Origin of the sequence: Streptosporangium canum (genome assembly GCF_900113865.1) — a bacterium.
Classification (GTDB): Bacteria; Actinomycetota; Actinomycetes; order Streptosporangiales; family Streptosporangiaceae; genus Streptosporangium; species Streptosporangium canum.
Map to the genome: position 1 here is coordinate 1 of NZ_FOQY01000022.1, position 21373 is coordinate 21373.

The window sequence follows — 21373 nt, forward strand, 5'->3', positions numbered from 1 at the left end:
TGATCCGGCTGCGCCGAGAGGTCGCTGAGCTGGCGATGGAGCGTGATGTGCTCAAACGCTCGGTGGCCCTCTGGGTCAAGGACGCGATGGGCCGGTGAAGGTGGCCGCTTTCATCGCCGCTCAGAGGGCCGAGCACGGTGTTTCGCACGCGACCGCGTGCCGGGCGCTGGGGGTGTCGCAGGCGTGGTTCTATAAGTGGCGTGCGCGTGGGCTGTCGGCGCGTGCGGGGCGCCGGCAACGATTGGACGCCGCGGTCGCGGCGGTCTTCCGCCAGAGGGGCGGCCGGGACGGCTCCCCGCGGGTCACCGTGCGGCTGCGCCAGGCCGGATGGCGGGTGAGTGAGAACACCGTGGCCGCCTCGATGCGACGGCAGGCCCTGGCGGCTCGCCCGAAGCGGCGGCGTAAGAACACCACTCGGCCGGGCAAGGGGCGCTGGCGCGCGCCTGACCGGCTGGGGCGGAACTTCACCGCGATGGCGCCGGACATGCGCTGGTGCGCGGACGGCACCGAGATTCCCGCCGGTGAGGGCAAGCTGTATCTGGCTGCGGTCTCGGACCTGTTTTCCCGCCGGATCCTGGGTTATGCGATGAGCACCCATCATGACGCGGCGCTGGCTGTCGCGTCGCTGCAGATGGCCGTGGCCAGCCGTGGTGGCATGGTCGGCGGCGTCGTCTTGCACTCCGATCAGGGCAGTGAGTACACCGCCGGGCACTTCCGGGCAGCGTGTGAGCGGATGGGCGTCCTTCAGTCGATGGGCCGGGTCGGCTCCGCGCTGGACAACGCCGCCGCCGAATCGCTGTTTTCCAGCCTGGAATTTGAGCTGTTTCGCATCCTGGGCCCGTTCGCCACCCGTGAGCAGGCCCGCCGCGCGGTCGCGGTCTGGGTCGACGACTTCAACACGATGCGGCTGCACTCGACCAACGGAATGTGCTGCCCGGTGGAGTACGAACAACAGCAGGCCGCTACGCGGCCGACGAGGGAGGCGGCATGAGCCGCCACGACTTTCCAGCGAGCGCCTCGCAGCGTCCGGGGCCGCCTACTCCGGCGTCAAGGGGCGCTGACGCGATCGCTGCGCGACGGCCTTCGGCCGCCCTTGACCCCGGAGACCTCTGCGGCCCCGTGGGGCACGAGTGCGGGCAGGCCGGGGCCTGCCCCAGCGAGGACGCACGGCGCACTAGAAAGATCCTAAAAACGCAAGATCACCACATCGGAAGTCTCTACGGTTCGAGGGGATTGCCAGTTCCGCAAGCAGTGGATGCGCGAGTCCGCCGAGATCGAGCGTGCGTGGCGGGCCATGCAGCGGTGCATAGCTGAGGCCCGTACTGCAGATGAGGAGTGAGCGGCATGGGGGAGCGCAGGACCTGGGCCGACAAGAAGGCTGAGGTCATGAGCCGTCCTGGGGCCGGGGCGGCGTACGAGGCGGCCAGGATCCGGTTCGAGCTGGGTGAGGCGGTACGGCTGCGGTGTGAGCAGCTCGGGTTGACTCAAGCCGAGCTGGCCGAGCGCACTGGGCTGAAGCAGCCGGCGGTGGCACGGTTCGAAGCAGGGGGGACGATGCCGACCATCCCGATGCTGGAGCGGCTCGCAGAGGCTCTGGAGATGCGGCTGAGCGTCCAGTTCCAGCCGCTACGAGAGGCGAGCTGATCCGCTGGGGCGGCATTCAGGATCATGAGGCGTCGAAGTAGCGCCGAAAATGAGTAGGGCCCGGGCCGGGATCAAGCTTTTGGCCTGGGCCTTTGAAGTGGAGCGGGTGACGGGAATCGAACCCGCGCTGTCAGCTTGGGAAGCCTCTATCGCGACTGGACACTGACCTGGCGAAACGCTGACCTACGGGGGAGCGGGTCGAGTGACCGTGATTCCCCGTGAGTCCCTCTTGTTCTCCCTCCTGACGTGCACGCGACGGGCACGACATCCGGACTCGGAGTGCTCCGTGGTAGAGCTAGCTCTGTCCCTCTTATGACTGCCAATCAGCTCCCCTGCTGAAGGATCGGCCGCCAGAACTGGAACTTGTAGATATCGGCTCGGTAGATGTCGCGAGGAAAGTCGGTCTCCCGATCATTCTCCAATGTCTTGTGCTGTGCCCGAACGAGCCACGTGGCATCCCGGTGACCGAGGTCAAAAACCTCGTGCACGCCCCACTCCCCGTTGTAGAACCCCCTGAGCTGGATCTTTCCCGACCGGAAGAAGATCTCGCCGGTCCATGAGCGGTCCCAAGCCGATTTAGGTGCGGGAGGTTGATCGCTCCATAGTTCAAGCCGGACATGTGCTGTGATGTCCCGGGGAGTATCGCAGACCAGGGCATTGGGGCCGACCTCGATCCAGTCCTCATACCGCCCCCATTCCTGCTCCCACGGGGCCATCTCCTTGTGGTTGATGACCGCACCGTCGACCACCATCCAGCGCCCGGGATCGTCATGGACCTCCTCCAGCAGGTACGCGATGAGTTCTCCCATCGATCTCAGCCTCTTCTCGGTTTGATCCGTGTGGATCGATCGGTATGTCTCGACGTGGATTGAAGCAGGCGGGGACGACAGTTTCTGATCATCGATACGCGAGCCTGTACCGCCAGAGGATGAGGTATCCGGTGGGTCGGGGCTGAGGAACGAAGTCCCGGACCGTCGATCGCCCCCGACCCTGTACGGAGACCAGCCAGGATCAGGCGATCGGGAGGGCTGCATCCGGGCGGCGGTGCGGCCCTCAGTGCGGCGATGAATGGCCGAGTACGGCGGGTGGGCGGTGCGGCGGGCGGCCCGTGGTCCCGCAGCCGGCCGAGACCGGCGCCCACGCCGCACGCTCGGGCGGCGTTCGGGCGGCGGGCCGTGCGGCGGCGCGCCGCGCCGCCGCCTTGATACCTATGAGAACAATTCGGCAACAGACGTCGCTTCTGACACGCCTTTTGTCGATGATGTCCTGTAGTTGGATTGCTAACGCTTGATATAGGAAGCAGAGGGGTCAATGACTGAAGAGTCGGATTCACTAGACATGACTACGGATGATGCAGCATTTATGGAGGTAGAAGATCCACTTCCCTCAACCTCGAAACAAAAAGAGATGCTAACCGATGTGGAAAGTGAAATTAGTGCTGAACTAGCTAAGCGTGGGCTTGGGGCTATAGCGGTAAGTGGCGACGATATAGAATTGAAGCCTCTGAGCGGCGGCTTTGTTCCAAGGCGTACCATGCCGCGCTCGCACGTAGAGACACTTCGGGATCAATTAGGTTGGAGAATTGTCGACCATCCGCTTTACGTTGGATATTCAGTGCCAGATCTGGGGTTTCTTGAAGTTGCGCTAGATCTATATTCGGGAACAGGGGCAGGTCGTCAACTAAGTAAAATGATGCACAGCTCTTCGGAAGAGTGTCAGTACAGTGATGAAGCTCATCCGGTCCGAATACTCCCAGCAAGAACGCTTCATTTCTCGTCAGAATTCAAAAGTGTGCAGAGTCGATACGAAGATGCGCGGATACACCTATATGACAGGCGAGGGGATATCTGCATAGAGTTATCCAATCATACACCTTTGTTTTTAGCGCTAACGCTTAAATGGCGCAACAGAGTTAAGCTCACTCTAAAGGTTTATCTGAATGGACCTGCGGAACCTGAGGATATCGAAGCAGAGTGTGAACGCGTTCTTCACTCCTTCCTGTATGAGCTGAATACACGCAATGGCCTAGTATTTGCTATTCGGCGTCGCGAGTCTGATCAGGACGCTCGACGCCAAAAGTCCCGCCAACTAAAGTTGCAGGAGGAGGCGAGATTTCCCTCAATCACTCTTCAATCGGAAGTGGCAACGCTCTTCAATCTAGCGAGCCTCACTCCAGGTAACTATCCCCTCGCTTTCCTTTACTACTACCAAGCTCTTGAGTACTTTATGTCGAAGACTGTTAGACGTACCGCCATTAGAGACGTCCGACGCATATTGCTCGACCACCGTTTTAACGAGAGGGATGATGAGGAGATTAGCAAGTTGATTGGGGTGGTCGAAAGAGTAACAAACACGTCCGAAGGGAATCAATTTCGTGTTCTAATTTCCGAATGTGTGCGCGAAGATGAAGTTGTGGCGTTTCTGAAAAAGCCCTGGAATAATCACTTCGCCAATAAAGGGCCGATCGAAGCAGTTCCTGCTATACACCTCAACAATAAGACGTCAACAGTTCTTGAGCAAGTTGCAGACCGTGTATACAAGATACGAAATCGCATTGTTCACGCGAAAGACGATCCGCGTTTTGGGGACGCTCGCGTACTTCTTCCTCAAAGCGGTGAAGCTGAATCGCTGGGTCCCGATGTCGAACTGGTTCGACTGTTGGCAATGGAGGTGATTTTGGCGAATCAATGACTGGGTTCTTTTCTTACTGTCGTCACGGCCCGTGAAGGTCGACCTGGTCGGAGGGCGGGGAACACTCCAGGCGGACCTACGGCTCCACCCAGCCGAGCTACTCCACGTCGACTGTGTTCAGTACGCCTGGCGCGTTGGGGAGAAGCAGGCCCGCCAGCTCTAACTAAAATAACTTTTAATATAATTCCTGTCTTAGCTAATAAATCCGACGCCAATTAGAGACTGCTTACATAGAGGGCACATCTACAATTCTATTAATTATGATTGTTGTGACGCTGATATTTTAATATCAGTCGAGCAGTTCAGGGTGGCGCGTGCTAAGGATTCGACGGGCAGCGATGAAGCGCTCGTGAAATTCCTCAGCAAGTGCTTCGCGTCGGTAGCGTTGTCGTAGCACGCGGTCGAGGTCTCCGGCTCGATTGACAAGGTCGGTTAGAGATCGGCGTTCGATGTCGAACGCGGCCATGCCCTGTTCCACTGCAGCATCGAGGTCACCGCGTCGGGCGTGGACGATGCCGAGGTCTATGCGGGCGTCGGCCACGCGCATGGGGGCATTGGAGGTGCCGTCCGGACGAGTGTGCATCTGGATGGTCTCCAGAGCGTGTTCTTCGGCCCGGTCGTTGTCTTCGAGCCAGGTGTAGGCGGTGGCGGCGTAGAAGACCCACTTGGCGTGGTCGAACACGAAGTGGTGATCCGGGGTTCCGGGAAGTGGAAGCTTGGCGAGGGCATCAGCTCCGCGGGTGAGGGCCTTGTCGGCTTCGCGGCGGTCGCCGATTCGGGCCAGTCCGCGGGCCTCTTGCAGAGTGAGTTGAACCTGAGCGCTGGATTGGCCGGCGACGGCCTGGCCCATGCGGGCGGAGGTGACGACGTCCTCATAGCGGCCCTCGACCAGGGCGAACCACGCGGACATCTCGTAGGCCCAACCCATGAGTTCGCCGTGTCCGACCTGGCGGCCCATCTCGTAGGCGGCGCGGCGGGCGGTCTCGGCCTCCTCACGTTCTCCCAGGTCGTAGTGAACGCACCCGAGCAAGGCCGTCAGCCATCCCGTGATGACGAGGAGTTCGCGGTGCTGGGCGAGGGTGATCCGTCCACCAAGTAGGCCGTTGACCTGGGCGAGACGTTTCTGTGTGCGGTCGCGCAAGGTGGCGGCTGAAACGACGGGGTAGGCGCGGCAGAGTAGATCCACGGCCTCGGCGAGGGCTTCAAGCGTGCTGGTTCCGACGTCGGACGCCTGGAGCTGCTGGGCGAGTTCCATGGTGCCGTACAGGTCGGCCTCGGCTCGCAACGCGTCCATGGGAATGATGCTGGTGGCCTCGATGAGCTGGCCGGCTCCGCGCCTGTTCGGCCGGAATCCCAGGTCTTCGGGCTGAAGTCCGGTCAGCTGGGTGATGGCGATCCGGTACGGAGAATGGGGCCACCTGACCTCCCCGGCCTCCCAGCGTCGAATGCGTTCCTCATCGCACGCCAGGGACTCCTTGATACCGATCGGCGTCGTGTTGATCCGGTCGGCCAGTTCGGCGCGCGTCAGGCGGTGCTCATTGCGCCATGCTCGGAGTTGGACATTCGGGATGTTGTCTGGCATCTCGGGTCTTCCTCGCGGCTGGGGGCTCAAGAGGGGGAAAGAAGGGGGGCTTTTCGGGGGTCCTGCCATTCGTGAATTGCCGGTGGACTTGCCATCAAGCAACCACGGTACGTCAGCCCGCCTTCCGCCGCAGGGAGCGCGGATCAAAACGAGGAGATGGCGACGGTGACCCGGCCAGACGAGACCAGCGAGACACGCCCCTGCCCCGCGTGCCGGGGACGTGGAACCAAGCTGCGCAGCTCGCGCCGTGCCCTTCTCCTCGGCGAGAGCAGCGATGACCACGAGACGTACGGAGAACAGCAATGTCTCGACTGCCTCGCAAGCGGCCGGGCCGAAGGGAACGTGAGATGAATCCGATCATGCAGGCGGCTGCGGCCCATCTGTCCGAACGGCAGCAGCAGAGTGAGGCTCTTCTCCTCGCTCTCCTACGTGATGCGCTGCTGCCGCTCGGGGTCCGGGCGGAGCTGCGCGACAACGACAGCGCGCTGATGATCCCTCGGCCGCAGGTGGGGCTTCCGGTGTGGGTGTTCGTCGGTTACGGCGGCGCCTACTTCTCCTGGCAGTCCGCGGAGAAGCGCCACCCGGTGAGCGACGTGCCGGGCGCTGCTCAGATCTTGGCCGACTACGTCGGTCTGTAGGCGGGCGCGGCGGGGCGGTGAGCTTCCCGGTCAGGAGGGGTCCGGGGAGCGTTACCCCTGCCCCGTCGCGCCTTTCATCTCCCGGCAGGCAGACAGGCCGGTGCGTGCAGCCCGCCCCCGTAGCGCACGCCTTCCCCCGCTGTCTGCCTGCCGGGCCTCTTGTTTTCTCCGGTCTGCCTGTCGGCGGTGGCGTGACAGGTGAGGAAAGCCAAGTTACGCTCTAACTTGGTAAAACAACCTGTCGGGTGATGGACGGTCGTAATGTCGCTAGAGTCCGTACCGCCGAAGTACGCACAGCTCGTGCAGGCGCTGCAACGGCGCATCGAGTCGGGGGACTACCCTCCGGGTTCGCTGCTGCCCAGTGAGAACCAGCTCATCAACGAGTTCGGCGTCTCCCGGCCCACCGTCGTCGCCGCCCTCCGGGTCTTGCGGGAACAGGGCTGGATCGACTCCCAGCAGGGCAAGGGCCGGTTCGTGCGCGGCCGACCGGCGATGGCCTCGGCCGAACAACCCCGCCCCGGACAGGCCTACCTGACCGCCCCGGAGACCGCGTCGGCCGGTGAGGTGATCGAAGCGGCGGCCGTAGCCGCACCCAACCGCATCGCCGCCCTGCTCGGCCTCGCTCCGAAGACCAAGGCGTTCCTACGCCGGCGCCTGGTCAGCCGGGACGGCGAACCCACCGAGGTCGTCTCGGTGTGGATGCCGCTGGAGCTGTCCGAGGGCACCGACCTGACCAGCGCCGAACCGCTCCCGCAGGGCCTTCGCGAGCACCTCCAGTCCCGCAAGGGGGTGCGCTTCGACCACATCGTGGAGCAGATCACCGCCCGCATGCCCGCCACCGAGGAGGCCAGGCAACTCGGCATGCCGAAGAACACGCCGCTGCTGGCCGTCTACGGCGCGGTCCGAGACGCCTCCGGTCAGACCCTGGCTGTGGTGGAGGTCCTGCTCCCCGCTGACCGCCATGAGCTGGAGGATGCATACCCGCTGAGTTAGGCCAGTTCGGGCCGGGCCAACGCGAAGCCGAGCATGGGCCAAACCACGCCTTTGGCCTCTTGGCGACCGTCGCGCTGTGGATCACGCCGATAACCCGCGCGTAGGGCGACTTTCTGCGATGCCACGTTGTCTTGATGCGCGCGCAGGCGGAGTTCGGTCAACGTGGTGTTCTTGAAGATCCACGCAGTGAACAAGACCAGAGCTCGGGTCGCTACTCCCTGCCCCCGGGCCTCGGGCGCCAGCCAGTAAGACACCTCTCCTGCCTGCCCGTCATGGGTCAAGGCGATGTTGCCCAGAGGCGCGCCAGACGCCGCGTCACGGATGAGAAAGCCCTCTTCCTTGTCGGCGCTGCGCAGGCGATTGATAGCGGCTTGGACCTGTGCGGCGTCCAGAGTCGGCGAGTCGGTAGTGAAGCGCTGAATCTCTGGGTCGCACACAGTCTCCGCATACCAGGCCGCTTCCTCATCGCCCCACGGCTCCAAGCGCACAACCCCGTCGTCCACGGCTCCAGTTTTCCAGTGCGACGTCTGGGGCGGAAGGCTCTTGATGTACCTGTCGCAACAGTTAGAGGGGTGTTCCCTGCTCCTAGGCACTTGACCTAGCAAGTTTCGCGGCCTACTCTCAGAGCATCACTTGATAGGTTAAGTGCCTGTCACTCGGCAAGAGGAGTGCCATCATGGCTCTGCAAGGACCCATCCCCGTCAGCTTCGACCAGGTCTTCCCACACGGCTGCTACGTCGTGGGGGAGGTCGAGCCGGTCAAGGACTTCGACGCCTCCACCAACGGCCGGTTCGTCCAGGCCCGCGACAAGACCACCGGAGAGCTGGTGTGGCAGGTCGCGGTCATGGACGCCGACCCCACCGTCAAGCCCGGACAGAAGACCGTGGCCGTCAAGATCCTCGCCCCGGTCCAGCCGGTGCCCCCGGCCCCGATGCCGGGCCTGCCCTTCACTCCGGTCGAGTTCGACCACCTCACCGTCACCCCCTACGTCAACGGCACCGGACGCCTCGCCTACTCGATCAAGGTCCGCGCGATGCGCGCTCCCCGCACCGGTACCGCTCCCGCTAAGAACACCGCCACCCCCGCAAAGGACGTCGCCTGATGACCCGTCGCAGAAACCACCGCGTCAGCATCATCAACCTCAACACCGGTCGCGGTGCCCGCGCGACCAGCCACCCCTACCCAACCCGCACGCCGGTCCTGGCGCTCGACTTCGGAGCCGTCTCGGTCCTGGTCACTACCTCGGCCGGTGACTTGGTGACCGCCGCCGACGTCGATTTCGCCCGCCAACTCGCCCGCGAGGCCGACCAGTTCGCCCGCTCGGTCGAGCGCTCCTTTCACGGCCTGCCCAACGGACAGGGCGTGGCGGCATGAGCGAACGCAAGCCGTCCACCCACGTCACCGCAGCGATCCGAGAGGGCGTCACCCGGCTCGACATCGCCTTCTACACCCCATACCTCCAGGTCATGGTGCTGGGCGTCGACAGCACGCGGCCGACCTTGGACTTCTACAGCCCCGAGGGACAGGTGTCGATCTCCACCACCGGAGCCGGGCCGGTCACCGCAGAAGACGTGACCCTCGCCCGGGAGATCGCCGACGCCGCCGCACGCTACCTGGCCGAATGCGAACGCCTGCACACCGAACAGCCGACTCACCCCGACCAGGCCGACGAGAGCGCGGCCTGACATGAGACGGGGCCGCTGGAACTGGTCCTTCCGGCGGCCCCTCATCTCCCCGGATGCGAATCAAGAGAGGGCTCAAGCCTAATGTTCAAAAAACTGCCCGGCGACGAGGCACACCACCTCGTCTCCACCACCCCCGACACCGCCGTCGTCTTCCGCCCGGCTGTCCTCCAGACCCCGGCCATTCTCACCGTCGTCATTTTCGTCTGGCGGTTGTTGGCCGGCGCCGTACGGCTGCTCTGGCGCCACCCGATCGCCTCGGCCGTCGTCGCCGTTCCCGGCGTGATCTGGACCCTGTACGGCTGGCGCGTCGCCCTGGCCGTGACCACCCTCCCCGTCTCGACCCTCATCCCCTGGGCGTTCTTCGACCGGGCCTCGTTCAACCACTGGATCGGTTGGCGGCTGCTGGCCTGGTGGCGCCTGGTCTGGGTCTACCGCGGCACTGACAACCCGTAATGATCATCTCCGGTCTCGGACGGCACGTGCGCGGCCGGGACTACCTACCCCGCCTCGTCGGGGTCTCCTGCACCTCGTGGGCCGATGTGGTCGCGGTGAAGATGCTCAGCGGGCAGGCCGTCAAGGACTGGGCCGACCGGACCGAACACCTCGCGCACGGCTTCGGCGCCGTCTCCTGCCGGGTCACCGTGGCACGTGCCGGCCGGTTGCTGCTCACCTTTCCCCGGTGCGATCCGCTGGCCGTACCGCTTCCGGCCGTCTCCGTTCCCGAGACACCGTCAGTCGGCCCGGTGGAGATCGGCATGCAGGAGAACGGACAGCCATGGCGGCTCAAGGTTCACGGGACTCACGTCCTGGTCGCCGGGGCCACCGGGGCAGGCAAGGGGTCCGTCATCTGGTCGGCGATTCGTGGGCTCCTCCCCGCCGTCCGGGCCGGGCTGGTGGAGCTGTGGGCACTTGATCCCAAGCTCATGGAGCTGTCCTACGGCCGGGCCATCTTCGGTGGCCGGTACGCGGCCTCTCCCAAGGAGTGTGCCGACCTGCTCGACGAGGCGGTCTCGGTCATGCAGGAGAGAGCGGCCCGGTTCGCCGGGGTTCAGCGCAACCATGTCCCGACCGTGGAGGACCCGTTCGTCCTGGTGATCGTCGACGAGGTGGCGTTCCTGACCGCCTACCAGTCCGACAAGGGGTTACGGCAGCGCATCACGGCCGTGCTCGCCACCCTGACCACCCAAGGCCGGGCGGTCGGCGTCGGCGTCCTTGCGGCTCTGCAGGACCCGCGCAAGGAGGTCATGAACATCCGGAACCTGTTCCCCGACAAGATCGCGCTCCGGCTCGACGAGTCCGAACAGGTGGACATGGTCCTCGGCGACGGAGCACGCGACCGGGGAGCACTGGCCGATCTCATCTCGCCACGTCCTGAGGTCGGCGCCGGGGTCGGGTTCGTCCGCCTGGAAACCAGCCCCGACCCGATCCGGGTCCGCGCGGCCTACGTCTCCGACGAGGACATCCGGCATATGGCTCGCGCCTTCGTCGGGGGTGAGGCTGCATGACCCTGGCCCACTTCCTCGACAACCTGCGCTGCTCGGTCTGCGGCACCCTCAACGCGCTCTGGCTCGACCCCGTGCGGGGCCTGGTCGAGTGCCGGGAGTGCGGACAGCGGGCGCTCGCGTTCCCGGAGATCGGAGAGTGCGAATGACCGAAGCTCAGACCACGCTCCCGGAGTCCCCGGCTCGGCTGGTGAAGACCGTTCTACCTTCCGCCCTGGAGGTCCTGGAGGCAGTGGCCGTACAGAACGGCGTCTGCGTTCGGCCGGTGCCGCTCAAGCGGATCGACCTCGCGACCGGCAAGGCGGAGATCGTCGACGTGCCGTGTGGCGCGACCCTGGAGAGCAAGTGCCCGAGCTGCGCCAAGCGCAACCGGCAGCTCCGCATGGCCCAGTGCCGGGAGGGCTGGCACCTCGACAACGAGCCGGTCGTCGTCAAGAGCGGCCCCGACGAGGAACAGCGGCGGCTCGTCGAACAGCGGGCGGACCTCCAGGCGGCACGTGACCGGGTCGAGAAGGCCGGAGACTCCACCGCCGAGATCGACGCGGTCATCGCCGACCTGGACGCCCAGATCAGAGCAGTCGGGGTCCGGGGCGATGTCCTGCCCGACGACAGGCCCAAGCGCACGCGGTCCACACGACGTCGGCAGGATGCTCCCGACCTTCCCAAACGGCCCCATGAGGCGCGGACGGTGGGGCAGACCTACACGGCCCCGGACGGCACGACCTACCGGCCGTCGCTGTTCGTCACGCTCACCTTGCCCAGCTACGGCAGGGTGCGGAAAGACGGCACACCCGTCGACCCGAGCACCTATGACTACGTCCGGGCGGCACGGGACGCTCTGCACTTCTCCAAGCTCCTGGACCGCTTCGTGCAGAACCTCCGCCGTGTGGCGGGCTACGACGTGCAGTACTTCTCCTCCGTCGAACCACAGCGGCGGCTCGCCCCGCACCTTCACATGGCCGTCCGGGGAACCCTGCCGCGCAAGGAGGTCAAGGCCATCGCCGCCGCGACCTACCACCAGGTGTGGTGGCCCTCGGTCGAGACGGTCGTCTTCGAGGGCGATCACCTGCCCGTCTGGACGGACCGACCCGAGCACGCCGAGCCGTACCCGGACCGGCAGGCCGGCGACTACCTCGACCCGGTGACGGGGGAGCTGCTGCCCACTTGGGAACAGGCCCTCGACCGGCCCGACACCGACGAGGAGGCCGAACCGTTTCACGTGCTGCGCTTCGGCGTCCAAGTGGACGTTCAGGGCGTGCTGGCCGGGACCCCGGACGCCGACCAGTGCATCCGCTACCTCGGCAAGTACCTGACCAAGTCTGTCGGTGACTGCCACGCTCCCGAGACCGAGACCCAGCGTCGCCACGTGCAACGCCTGGCCGACGTCCTGCGCTACGAGCCGTGCTCGCCGACCTGTCCGAACTGGCTGCGGTACGGCGTGCAGCCGAAGAACGCCAAGGCGGGCATGAGGCCCGGTGCCTGCCGGTCCAAGGCTCACAAACCCGAACACCTCGGCTACGCGGGCCGTCGCGTCCTGGTCTCCCGCAAGTGGTCCGGCAAGACCCTCCGCGAGCACAAGCAGGACCGGCGGGCCTGGGTGATGGAAGTCCTCGGCCTCACCGACGAGCGGCCCGCCGACCAGTACGCGTGGCGGCCGGTCCAGGCCGGTGATCCCGACCTGTTACCCCGTGCCCGTCGTCTGCTCAACCAGATCGCCGAACGCCAGCGATGGCGCATGGCCATGCAGCAGGCAGAGGCGAGAGCGACAGGACAACCAGATCTTTCGGCAACTTCACTGGCCGCCTGACAGGAGAACGCATTGGACGAACTACTCAAGGCCCATGAGGCCGCCGCACTGCTCCACACCTCGGAACGCTTCGTCCGCCGCCTGATCGCGGAACGGCGGATCGAGTTCGTGAAGGTCGGCCGACACGTCCGCATCCGGGAGTCCGCGCTGCTCGCCTTCGTCGTCGCGGGGACGGTCGAGCCCCTGACGACCCACGATGTCACCGGAAAGGCGGCCTGATGGCCAACAGGGATGGTCACCGACGTTTCGGCAGTATCCGCAAGCTTCCGTCCGGACGCTTCCAGATCCGGTATCCCGGCCCGGACGGGCGGATGCGGACCGGCTCCGACACCTACGAGCGCAAGAGCGACGCCGAACGGGCGCTGTCGCTGATTGAAGCGCAGATCATCAAGGGGGAGTGGACAGACCCTGATCGCGGGAAGGTCAAGCTTCAGGACTACGCGGACACCTGGATCTCCCAGCGTGCGGGCCTGCGTCCACGCACTGTCGATCTCTACCGTTGGCTTCTCAAGAAGCACATCACGCCGTACCTGGGTGGGGTCCAGCTCGGCAAGCTCTCCACCGCGATGATTCGGCAGTGGCGGGCCGATCTGCTCGGCAACGGCGTCTCGGTCTCCATGGCGGCCAAGGCGTACCGGCTGTTGCGGGCTGTACTGATGACGGCTGCGGAAGAGGATCACATCATCTCGCGCAACCCGTGCCGGATCCGCGGGGCAGGCGACGAGCACGCCCAGGAGCGCCCGGTGCTCACCGTGGCCCAGGTCTTCGAGTTGGCCGACTTTGTGGGCCGTCGTCCGGTGGGCAACGTCCGCAAGCTCAAGGACAACGCCTACCGGCTGCGCTTCCAGCGGCACGGCGAGATGCGCACCCATCCCGAGGTCTTCCCCACGCGAGCAGAGGCCGAGCGGACGCTGTGGAAGATGGGGATGGACGGCCGGGCCGACTGCGTCCATGACCGGCGCTTCCGCGCCCTGGTGCTCCTGGCCACCTTCGCCAGTCTGCGATGGGGTGAGGTGAGCGCGCTCCGCCGCAGTGACATCGACCTCGGCGCTGGGACGGTGCGCATCCGGGCGGCCTTCGTCGAGCGCTCCACGGGTGAGCTGGTCCTCGGCCCGCCCAAGTCCAAGGCGGGCCGGCGTATCGTCGGCATTCCCCAGGGCGTCATTCCGGCGCTGCGGGAGCACCTGGCCACCTACGTCCAAGACGATCCCGGCGCGCTCGTCTTCCCCGGTGCCAAGGGCGGGCCGCTCCGGCGCAGCGGTTTCAACACCCGTACGCGCTGGGTGGACGTGGTCAAGGAGATGGGTCTCCCCGGTCTCCACCTCCATGATCTCCGCCACACGGGTAACATGCTCGCCGCAGAATCCGGTGCGGGGCTCAAGGATCTGATGGCCCGGATGGGACACGACAATGTGCGCGCGGCGATGATCTATCAGCACGCCGTACGGGGCGCCGACAGGACGATCACGGACGCGATTGACCGGCAGATCATCGAACATGGGGACGACGAGGACGGCCCGGCTGGAATGCTCACCCCGGTGAGCTGATCGAGAGCTAATGGCACGCTAATGGCACGCGAAGATCAACCATCCCAGAAAACAATCAAGGCCCGGGCCGGGAATCAATCCCTGACCTGGGCCTTCGAACATGGAGCGGGTGACGGGAATCGAACCCGCGCTGTCAGCTTGGGAAGCTGATGTTCTGCCATTGAACTACACCCGCAGCGGTCTGCCGCGTCCACCACTGTAGCGGAAACTCGGGCCACTCTCGCAGTCCGCGGAGCGGAGTTTCTCGGTCTGCCGGGGGGCGCGGCGTTGGTAGGTTGCCTCACGTGCTGCTTTCCGATCGTGACATCGTCGCCGAGATCGAGTCCGGCAGGGTCAGGCTTGACCCATTCCAGCCGGAGATGATCCAGCCTTCCAGCGTCGACGTGCGTCTGGACCGTTATTTCCGGGTCTTCGAGAACCACCGGTACCCGCACATCGACCCGTCGATCGAGCAGCCCGATCTCACGCGGATGGTCGAACCCGAGGGTGACGACCCGTTCATCCTGCATCCTGGGGAGTTCGTGCTGGCCAGCACCTACGAGGTCATCAGCCTTCCGGACGACATCGCCTCCCGGCTGGAGGGGAAGAGCTCGCTGGGGCGGCTCGGTCTGCTCACCCATTCCACCGCGGGCTTCATCGACCCGGGGTTCAGCGGGCATGTGACGCTTGAGCTCTCCAATGTCGCGACGCTGCCGATCAAGCTCTGGCCCGGTATGAAGATCGGTCAGTTGTGCATGTTCCGGCTCAGTTCGCCGGCCGAGCATCCCTATGGCTCGCAGAAGTACGGCTCGCGGTACCAGGGGCAGCGCGGACCCACGCCGAGCCGTTCCTACCTGAACTTCCATCGCACCCGCATCTGACGCACCCGCATCTGAGCGCACTCGGGCCCCAGGAGGCCCACAGAGGGCCTGTGGGAGACCCCGCTCACCTGAGCGGGCTTTCGGCTGTGAGGGCCGTGAGGGCCCATCTGGGGCGGGCGGGGGCCAATCCCGGGTCCGGGTTCAGGCCGGGTGAGGGTGGCGGCCGCCCCTCAAGTTCAGGGCGGGTGGATATGGCGGCCGCCCCTCAAGTTCAGGACAGGTGGATATGGCGGTCGCCCTTCGAGGTCGTCCAGGCCGTCCCCGGGCGTCGTGACGGAAATCACTGTGGCGTCTCGGGAGCCCGTCCTCGGCGGTGGTGTCGTATCCCGGGGGCCCGAGGTTTCCGGGCGGAGGGCGGCGTCCCGGGTCGCGGTGGGTCCGGAGACCGTCGCGGGCCCCGTGTCCAGCGATTCCTGGCATTTGGCGGGCCCTGGAGGTCGGCGGATGCGGCGAGGTACGGCGAGCGGGACGGGGCGGGGCCGGCGACACGTCGATCATCGCGCCGGGCAGGGGCTCATACGTGACCAGTTTCGGCATAACATGGCCAAAACCAGCAAAACGGTCATCGGAAAGATGCCGCCAAGGCTCCCTCAAGCTGAGTGTCGCAAGGTATATGCCGGGTAGCGACAACTGGAAGAGTAGGCGTCTAGCGGGTGAAGTTCGTATTTCCGCTGGTAACCCGTACCCTTCTCTGCGGACCATCCCCGCACATCTGGAGAACGACGTGCGCCTGCGTCTCACGCCTAGTGAGGACAGCTACTACGACTTGTTCGCCGACTCGGCGAACAACCTCGTCACAGCGTCCCGTCTGTTGGTAGAGATCATCAGCGACGGATCGGACAGGGAAGCCCTGGCCGAAAAGATGCGCGCCTGTGAGCACGCCGGTGACGAACGCACACACGCGATCATGAACCGGCTCAACGAGAGCTTCATCACGCCCTTCGACCGCGAGGACATCTACCGTCTCGCGTCGAACCTCGACGACGTGATGGACTACATGGAGGCCGCCGCCGACCTCATCGTCCTGTACCAGATCGACCACCTCCCCAAAGAGGTCGTCCGGCAGGTCGAGGTGCTGGAGCGGGCCGCCGAGCTGACCGCCGAGGCCATGCCCCGGCTGCGCTCGATGAGAAACCTGAACGAGTACTGGATCGAGATCAACCGGCTGGAGAACCAGGCTGACCAGGTTTACCGCCGCCTTCTCGCCAAGCTCTTCGGCGGGGAGTACGACGCGTTGACCGTCCTCAAGATGAAGGAGGTCATCGATCAGCTCGAGATGGCCGCCGACGCCTTCGAGCACGTGGCCAACACGATCGAGTCGATCGCGGTCAAGGAAAGCTAAGTGGACCTCACGCTCGCACTCGTCATCGGCGTGGTGGTCGTGGCGTTGGCGTTCGACTACACCAACGGCTTCCATGACGCCGCCAACGCGATCGCGACCTCGGTCTCGACGCGCGCGCTGACGCCGAGGGCCGCCCTCTTCATGGCCGCGGCCATGAACTTCCTGGGCGCCCATCTCGGCACGCAGGTGGCGGCGACCGTCGGCAAAGGCATCATCGACGCCCCGAAAGGCAGCCATGGGCTGGTGATCGTGGGTTCCGGCCTGATCGGCGCCATCGTCTGGAACCTCATCACCTGGTACTTCGGTCTGCCCTCCTCAAGCAGTCATGCGCTGATCGGCGGTCTGGTCGGCTCGGCGCTGGCCTCGTCGAGCGTCGTCCACTGGGACGGCGTGGTGGAGAAGGTCGTCATTCCGATGGTCCTCTCCCCGCTGATCGGCTTCACCCTGGCCGCGATCATCATGATCGCCATCCTGTGGGGTTTCCGCCACTCCCAGCCCGCGAAGACCAACCGGGGTTTCCGCCACGCGCAGACGGTCTCGGCCGCCGCCATGGCTCTCGGTCACGGTCTGCAGGACGCGCAGAAGACCATGGGTGTGATCTTCCTGGCGCTCGTGGTCGGAGGTTTCCAGCACGACGGCGATCCGATCCCGCAGTGGGTCATCCTCTCCGCCGCGACGGCCATCTCCCTCGGCACCTACGCCGGCGGCTGGCGGATCATGCGGACCCTCGGCCGCCGGATCATCGCGCTCACCCCTCCGCAGGGGTTCGCCGCGGAGACCGCCGCCGCGACCGTTCTCTACACCGCGGCCATCGGCTTCGGCGCCCCCATCTCCACCACGCACACGATCACCAGCGCGATCATGGGCGTCGGTGCCACCAAGCGGCTGTCAGCTGTGCGCTGGGGCGTCGCGGGCAACATCGTGACCGGCTGGATCCTCACGATCCCGGCCGCCGCGCTCGTCGCCGCGCTGTCCTACTACGCGCTCCACTGGATGGTCGAGTGATCACGGTCGGGTGATCACAGGTGAGTGGTCACCGTGGAACGCCGGCCGGGGTCTCCCGGCCGGCGTTCCGCCGTTTCCGGCGCGAGGCGTCATCTCCGACGTCGTTTCCGGCGTCAGGCGTCACCTCCCACGTCGTTTCCGGCACCGGACGTCATCTCTGGCGCCATTCCCGGCGTCTTCGGCACCGGACGTCACTTCCGGTACATGACGTCGACGTCCCAGCGGGTGAACCCCAGCTTCTCGTAGAGGCGGATCGCCGCGGTGTTGCTCTCGTCCACGTACAGCATGACCTGGGCCAGGCCCCGTGACCTCAGGTGGGACAGGCCCGCCAGGGTGAGCGACCTGCCCAGCCCGCCGCCCTGCTCGGCGGGGTCGACGCCGACCACGTATACCTCGCCGATCGGCTCGTGCCCGTGGCCGCCGTCGCCGTGCACCTTGGTCCAGTGGAAGCCGATGAGCCGGTCCCCGTCCGCGCTGCCGCCCTCACCCTTGAGCGCCCCGTCCGCAGGCCCGCTGTCCGCAGGCCCGCCGTCCGCGGTGCCCTCGTACGCCGACCCGCCGTCACCCTCCCCGACGGGTCCGGCGAGGCGTTCCGCCAGAAAGAAGCCCGCGGGGTCGAACCACGGCTCCTGCTCGCGCCGCTCCAGGTCCTCCAGCGTCCACGCGCCCTGCTCGGGGTGGTGGGCGAAGGCCTTGGCGTTGAGCGCCACCCAGTCCTCCTCGTCGGGGGACCCGGGCTCGAACGTGCGCAGCCGTACGCCGTCGGGCAGGTCGAAGCCGGGGATCGCGGTGAACAGCGAGCGGCGCATCTGCCACAGCGATCTGATCTTGGTGAAGCCCGTCGACAGGGCGAGGGCCTCGGCCCCCGGGTGGCCGCCGTGGGCCCACAGGCGCAGCCGTCCCCCCGTCCGGTCCAGTACGGCCTCCAGCAGGCGCCGCCCGTGGCCCCGCCCCCGGAAGGCCGGGTGGATCACCAGCTCCCCGCTGGGTCCTTCGACCGGGTCCGTCGGATCCACGTGCGCGTAGCCGGCCAGGTCGTCCCCGACGTACAGGAGCACGGCCCCCGCACGCTCGTCGCCGCCGTAGCGCAGGTGCAGCATCACGTGTTCGTTGAGCGGTCTGACCCCGTCTGCCTCCGTGGCGGCCTCGACCACCGTGAGTACGGCGGCCACCTCTCGCTCGTCAAGTCGTCCCCGGTGTTCCACACGCGCGTTCATGTTCTGGACTCTAGGCGGGCCCGGACACCATCGGATCATCGGGGACTGGCAAAAGCCGCCATCTTCTGGACGGATTAATCGTTACCTCTCGGACATTCCTTGCATAGATTGCCGCTTTAATGTCGTGGTTCATGATGTCTCGTTCCTTCCAGCGGTTGGCCATGGCCGGCGTCCTCGCCGGGGCCGGTCTCGTGCTCGCGATGGGACCCGCCGAGGCGGGCAACAAGCCCGCCAAGACGGTGCCGGTCCGCCTGCTCTCCCTCAACGACTTCCACGGCAACCTGGAGCCGCCGACCGGTTCCTCCGGCCGCATGGTCGACGAGAACGGCGCCACGGTGGAGGCGGGCGGCGCCGCCTACGTCGCCACCCACCTCAAGCAGCTGTCGGACAACAACACCCTGAAGGTCGCCCAGGGGGACCTGATCGGCGCCACCCCGCTGATCTCCGCGGCCTACCACGACGAGCCGTCGGTCGAGTTCCTCGGCAAGCTCGGCGTCACCGCCTCGGCGGTGGGCAACCACGAGTTCGACGAGGGCTACGCCGAGCTCCGGCGCATCATGCGCGGCGGCTGCCACCCGGTGGACGGCTGCTCGCCCGCCGGCGAGTGGAAGGGCGCGGACTACAGCTACCTCGGCGCCAACGTGATCTTCAAGCGGCCGGACGCGTCCGCCGAGAAGGAAGCGCTCGCCGCGCTCGGCGGTCAGAACACGAGTTCGCTGCGCGGGCTGCTGAGGGAGTACGGCATCCCCGCGCTGCCCCCGGTCACCGTCCGCTGGGTGAACGGCGTGCCGATCGGCTTCATCGGCCTGGTCACCCAGAGCACCCCGAACATCGTCACCTCCGAGGGCATCAAGGACCTGGAGTTCATCGACGAGGTCAAGGCGGCCAACGTCGCCTCCAAGCTGCTCAAGCTGGTCGGCGTCAAGGCCCAGGTCGTGCTGGTGCACGAGGGGGACCAGGTCACCGCGGGCCAGTCGCCCGACGCCTGCAGCGCCCAGCCGGGAACGGGCAACCGGATCGCCACCCAGGTGGACGCCGAGATCGACATGATCCTCAGCGGCCACTCCCACCAGGCCTACCTGTGCACGGTCCCCGACCCCAAGGGCGGCGCGCGCCTGTACAGCCAGGGCGGCTCGTTCGGCCGTGTGATCACCAAGGTCGACTTCCAGGTGGACGTCAGGACCCGTGACGTCGTGCGCTCCTCGGTCGTGGCCGACAATCAGGTCGTGACCCGGACCGTCATCCCGGACCCGGACATCTCCACGTTCGTCCAGACGTGGAAGGACCGCGTCGCGCCGGTGGCCAACAAGCCGATCGGCAGGATCACCGCCGACATCACCAACACCGGGTCCCCGTCCGGCGAGTCCTCCCTGGGCAACCTCATCGCCGACGGCCAGCTCGCCGCCACCAAGACCGGCGGCAACGCCCAGGTCGCCCTGATGAACCCGGGCGGCGTCCGCACGGGCCTGACCTACGCGGGTTCTCCCGCCGGTGAGGGCGACGGCGTGGTGACCTACGGCGAGGCCTTCACGGTGCAGCCGTTCAACAACCTCATGCAGGTGGTCACGCTCACCGGTGCGCAGCTCAAGACCGTTCTGGAGCAGCAGTTCACCGGCGGTCCCAACGCCCAGCCCTTCACCAAGATCCTGCAGCCGTCGTCGAACCTCACCTACACCTACAGCACGGGCGCGGCGTGGGGCTCGAAGGTCTCCAACCTGAAGATCGACGGCGTCGACGTGACGGACGGCCAGAGCATCCGGGTCGCCGCCAACAACTTCCTCGTCGGCGGAGGCGACGCCTTCCTGGCCTTCAAGGACAGCACGGACCTGTGGAGCGGGCCGCTCGACATCGACGCCTTCGCCGCCCACTTCGCCGCGAACCCGTCGATCACGCCGCCGGTCCCCAACCACATCACCGTCGTCCCCTGACCCGGCTCCTTCCCGGCCCGTAGCGGAAGGCTCAACGCGGAAGGCCCACCGGACCGGCGCCCGGTGGGCCTAGCGGCGGGCGGGCTCGCGCTCCTCGGCGGCCTCGTTGCCGCGCTCGGGGACGAAGCGGTAGCCGACGTTGCGCACGGTGCCGATCAGTGATTCGTACTCGGCGCCGAGCTTGGCGCGCAGCCGCCGGACGTGGACGTCCACGGTCCGGGTGCCACCGAAGTAGTCGTAGCCCCACACCTCCTGCAGGAGCTGGGCGCGGGTGAAGACCCGGCCGGGATGCTGCGCCAGATACTTCAGGAGCTCGAACTCCTTGAAGGTCAGGTCCAGCGCGCGGCCGCGGAGCCGGGCGGTGTAGGTGGCCTCGTCGATCGACAGGTCGCCGCTGCGGATCTCGTCCGGGACCTCCTCGGCGGCCGACATGTTCAGCCGGCCCACGGCGAGCCGGAGCCTGGCCTCGACCTCGGCGGGGCCGGAGCTGTCGAGGATCACGTCGTCGGCGCCCCACTCCGCGGTCATCGCGGCCAGCCCGCCCTCGGTGACGATCACCAGGAGAGGACAGGCGATGCCCGTGGTCCGCAGCAGCCTGCACAGGCTCTTGGCGTGGACGAGCTCACGGCGCGCGTCGACCAGGACGGCGTCGGCCGGCGGGGCGTCGATCAGCGCGGCCGCCTCCGCCGGCGCGACCCGGACCGAGTGCAGCAGCAGCCCCAACGCCGGAAGCACCTCGGTCGAGGGCTCAAGGGCGTTGGTGAGCAGCAGGAGATTGCTCACTATGCCTCCTTCCCGCGTCATGCCGGCAATAGCCGTACAAACACGTAAGGACCCGGGGGCTACGTCGCCCAGGTCCCGTAGTAGGTGAGGATAGCCCACAAGGATGAAGCGTCCAGTGAGCGTCCACGTGGTGAACACGCGTTTCCCTG

Annotated in this window: 21 protein-coding genes, 1 tRNA gene and 1 pseudogene; 17 read left to right on the forward strand and 6 right to left on the reverse strand. The window is 66.2% G+C overall.

Annotation, left to right across the window (positions count from 1 at the left end; all coding sequences use genetic code 11):
- Positions 1-94 precede the first annotated feature (94 nt).
- Both BM085_RS27370 and BM085_RS27380 read left to right on the forward strand, forming a co-directional pair.
- Positions 95-991 (forward strand): IS3 family transposase, encoded by an 897-nt coding sequence (locus tag BM085_RS27370; RefSeq protein ID WP_093889771.1) that lies wholly within the window; start codon positions 95-97, stop codon positions 989-991.
- A gap of 353 nt (positions 992-1344) precedes the next feature.
- A complete protein-coding gene (locus tag BM085_RS27380) occupies positions 1345-1644 on the forward strand; it encodes a helix-turn-helix domain-containing protein (RefSeq protein WP_093889772.1) in 300 nt (99 codons plus the stop codon).
- A 323-nt stretch (positions 1645-1967) separates the two neighbouring features.
- Here the strand turns inward: BM085_RS27380 and BM085_RS27385 are convergent, their stop codons facing one another.
- A complete protein-coding gene (locus BM085_RS27385) occupies positions 1968-2453 on the reverse strand; it encodes a hypothetical protein (RefSeq protein WP_093889773.1) in 486 nt (161 codons plus the stop codon).
- A 502-nt stretch (positions 2454-2955) separates the two neighbouring features.
- Between BM085_RS27385 and BM085_RS43455 the strand changes: the two genes are divergently transcribed.
- A complete protein-coding gene (locus BM085_RS43455) occupies positions 2956-4335 on the forward strand; it encodes a hypothetical protein (protein WP_143121092.1) in 1380 nt (459 codons plus the stop codon).
- 289 nt (positions 4336-4624) lie between these two features.
- Here BM085_RS43455 and BM085_RS27390 read toward each other — a convergent pair whose 3' ends face one another.
- Positions 4625-5917, reverse strand: coding sequence for an NsdA family TPR-like regulatory protein (locus BM085_RS27390; RefSeq protein ID WP_093889774.1), 1293 nt, complete (start codon positions 5915-5917; stop codon positions 4625-4627).
- Between the two features lie 347 nt (positions 5918-6264).
- Here BM085_RS27390 and BM085_RS27395 point away from each other — a divergent pair, with 347 nt between their 5' ends.
- Entirely contained in the window at positions 6265-6555 is a 291-nt protein-coding gene (locus BM085_RS27395; protein WP_093889775.1) for a hypothetical protein, read from the forward strand.
- A gap of 261 nt (positions 6556-6816) precedes the next feature.
- Complete coding sequence (locus BM085_RS27400) at positions 6817-7548, forward strand: GntR family transcriptional regulator (RefSeq protein ID WP_093889776.1); 732 nt, start codon at positions 6817-6819, stop codon at positions 7546-7548.
- On the opposite strand, the gene BM085_RS27405 is transcribed toward BM085_RS27400, so the two are convergent.
- On the reverse strand, positions 7545-8051 hold the full coding sequence (locus BM085_RS27405; RefSeq protein ID WP_177245296.1) for a GNAT family N-acetyltransferase: 507 nt from the start codon (positions 8049-8051) through the stop codon (positions 7545-7547). The genes BM085_RS27400 and BM085_RS27405 overlap by 4 nt on opposite strands.
- A 173-nt stretch (positions 8052-8224) precedes the next feature.
- Between BM085_RS27405 and BM085_RS27410 the strand changes: the two genes are divergently transcribed.
- The 8 genes and pseudogenes from BM085_RS27410 (at position 8225) to BM085_RS27440 (ending at position 14089) form a co-directional block, all read left to right on the forward strand.
- Positions 8225-8650 carry a plasmid replication, integration and excision activator gene (locus tag BM085_RS27410; protein WP_093889778.1) on the forward strand — a complete coding sequence of 142 codons (426 nt, stop codon included), beginning with the start codon at positions 8225-8227 and terminating at the stop codon, positions 8648-8650.
- The gene (locus BM085_RS27415; protein WP_093889779.1) at positions 8650-8922 is read left to right on the forward strand and encodes a hypothetical protein; all 273 of its coding nucleotides are present in this window, start codon (positions 8650-8652) and stop codon (positions 8920-8922) included. The genes BM085_RS27410 and BM085_RS27415 overlap by 1 nt, the downstream gene beginning before the upstream one ends.
- Positions 8919-9233, forward strand: coding sequence for a hypothetical protein (locus tag BM085_RS27420; RefSeq protein WP_093889780.1), 315 nt, complete (start codon positions 8919-8921; stop codon positions 9231-9233). Before BM085_RS27415 ends, BM085_RS27420 begins: the two co-directional genes overlap by 4 nt.
- 81 nt (positions 9234-9314) lie before the next feature.
- Positions 9315-10738: pseudogene (locus BM085_RS27425) on the forward strand (FtsK/SpoIIIE domain-containing protein).
- Positions 10735-10884: a hypothetical protein gene (locus tag BM085_RS44665; RefSeq protein ID WP_177245297.1), complete on the forward strand. Its 150-nt coding sequence runs from the start codon at positions 10735-10737 to the stop codon at positions 10882-10884. Before BM085_RS27425 ends, BM085_RS44665 begins: the two are co-directional and overlap by 4 nt.
- Positions 10881-12542: a replication initiator gene (locus BM085_RS27430; RefSeq protein ID WP_093889781.1), complete on the forward strand. Its 1662-nt coding sequence runs from the start codon at positions 10881-10883 to the stop codon at positions 12540-12542. The genes BM085_RS44665 and BM085_RS27430 overlap by 4 nt, the downstream gene beginning before the upstream one ends.
- A 12-nt stretch (positions 12543-12554) precedes the next feature.
- On the forward strand, positions 12555-12761 hold the full coding sequence (locus BM085_RS27435; RefSeq protein WP_093889782.1) for a helix-turn-helix domain-containing protein: 207 nt from the start codon (positions 12555-12557) through the stop codon (positions 12759-12761).
- Positions 12761-14089, forward strand: coding sequence for a tyrosine-type recombinase/integrase (locus BM085_RS27440; protein ID WP_093889783.1), 1329 nt, complete (start codon positions 12761-12763; stop codon positions 14087-14089). Before BM085_RS27435 ends, BM085_RS27440 begins: the two co-directional genes overlap by 1 nt.
- A gap of 101 nt (positions 14090-14190) precedes the next feature.
- Here BM085_RS27440 and BM085_RS27445 read toward each other — a convergent pair.
- A tRNA-Gly gene (locus tag BM085_RS27445) sits at positions 14191-14264 on the reverse strand.
- 109 nt (positions 14265-14373) lie between these two features.
- Between BM085_RS27445 and dcd the strand changes: the two genes are divergently transcribed.
- The 3 genes from dcd to BM085_RS27460 all read left to right on the forward strand — a co-directional run bounded on the left by dcd (position 14374) and on the right by BM085_RS27460 (position 17296).
- Entirely contained in the window at positions 14374-14949 is a 576-nt protein-coding gene (gene dcd, locus BM085_RS27450) for a dCTP deaminase (protein WP_093889784.1), read from the forward strand.
- Positions 14950-15673: 724 nt separating this feature from the next.
- Positions 15674-16291: a DUF47 domain-containing protein gene (locus BM085_RS27455; protein WP_012887642.1), complete on the forward strand. Its 618-nt coding sequence runs from the start codon at positions 15674-15676 to the stop codon at positions 16289-16291.
- A complete protein-coding gene (locus BM085_RS27460) occupies positions 16292-17296 on the forward strand; it encodes an inorganic phosphate transporter (RefSeq protein WP_093889785.1) in 1005 nt (334 codons plus the stop codon). It abuts the gene before it with no gap.
- Between the two features lie 191 nt (positions 17297-17487).
- On the opposite strand, the gene mshD is transcribed toward BM085_RS27460, so the two are convergent.
- Complete coding sequence (mshD, locus tag BM085_RS27465; RefSeq protein ID WP_093889786.1) at positions 17488-18513, reverse strand: mycothiol synthase; 1026 nt, start codon at positions 18511-18513, stop codon at positions 17488-17490.
- Positions 18514-18644: 131 nt separating this feature from the next.
- On the opposite strand from mshD, the gene BM085_RS27470 reads away from it, so the two are divergent.
- Complete coding sequence (locus BM085_RS27470) at positions 18645-20441, forward strand: bifunctional metallophosphatase/5'-nucleotidase (RefSeq protein WP_093889887.1); 1797 nt, start codon at positions 18645-18647, stop codon at positions 20439-20441.
- 69 nt (positions 20442-20510) lie between these two features.
- On the opposite strand, the gene BM085_RS27475 is transcribed toward BM085_RS27470, so the two are convergent.
- Positions 20511-21224, reverse strand: coding sequence for a response regulator transcription factor (locus BM085_RS27475; protein ID WP_093889787.1), 714 nt, complete (start codon positions 21222-21224; stop codon positions 20511-20513).
- Between the last annotated feature and the right edge of the window lie 149 nt (positions 21225-21373).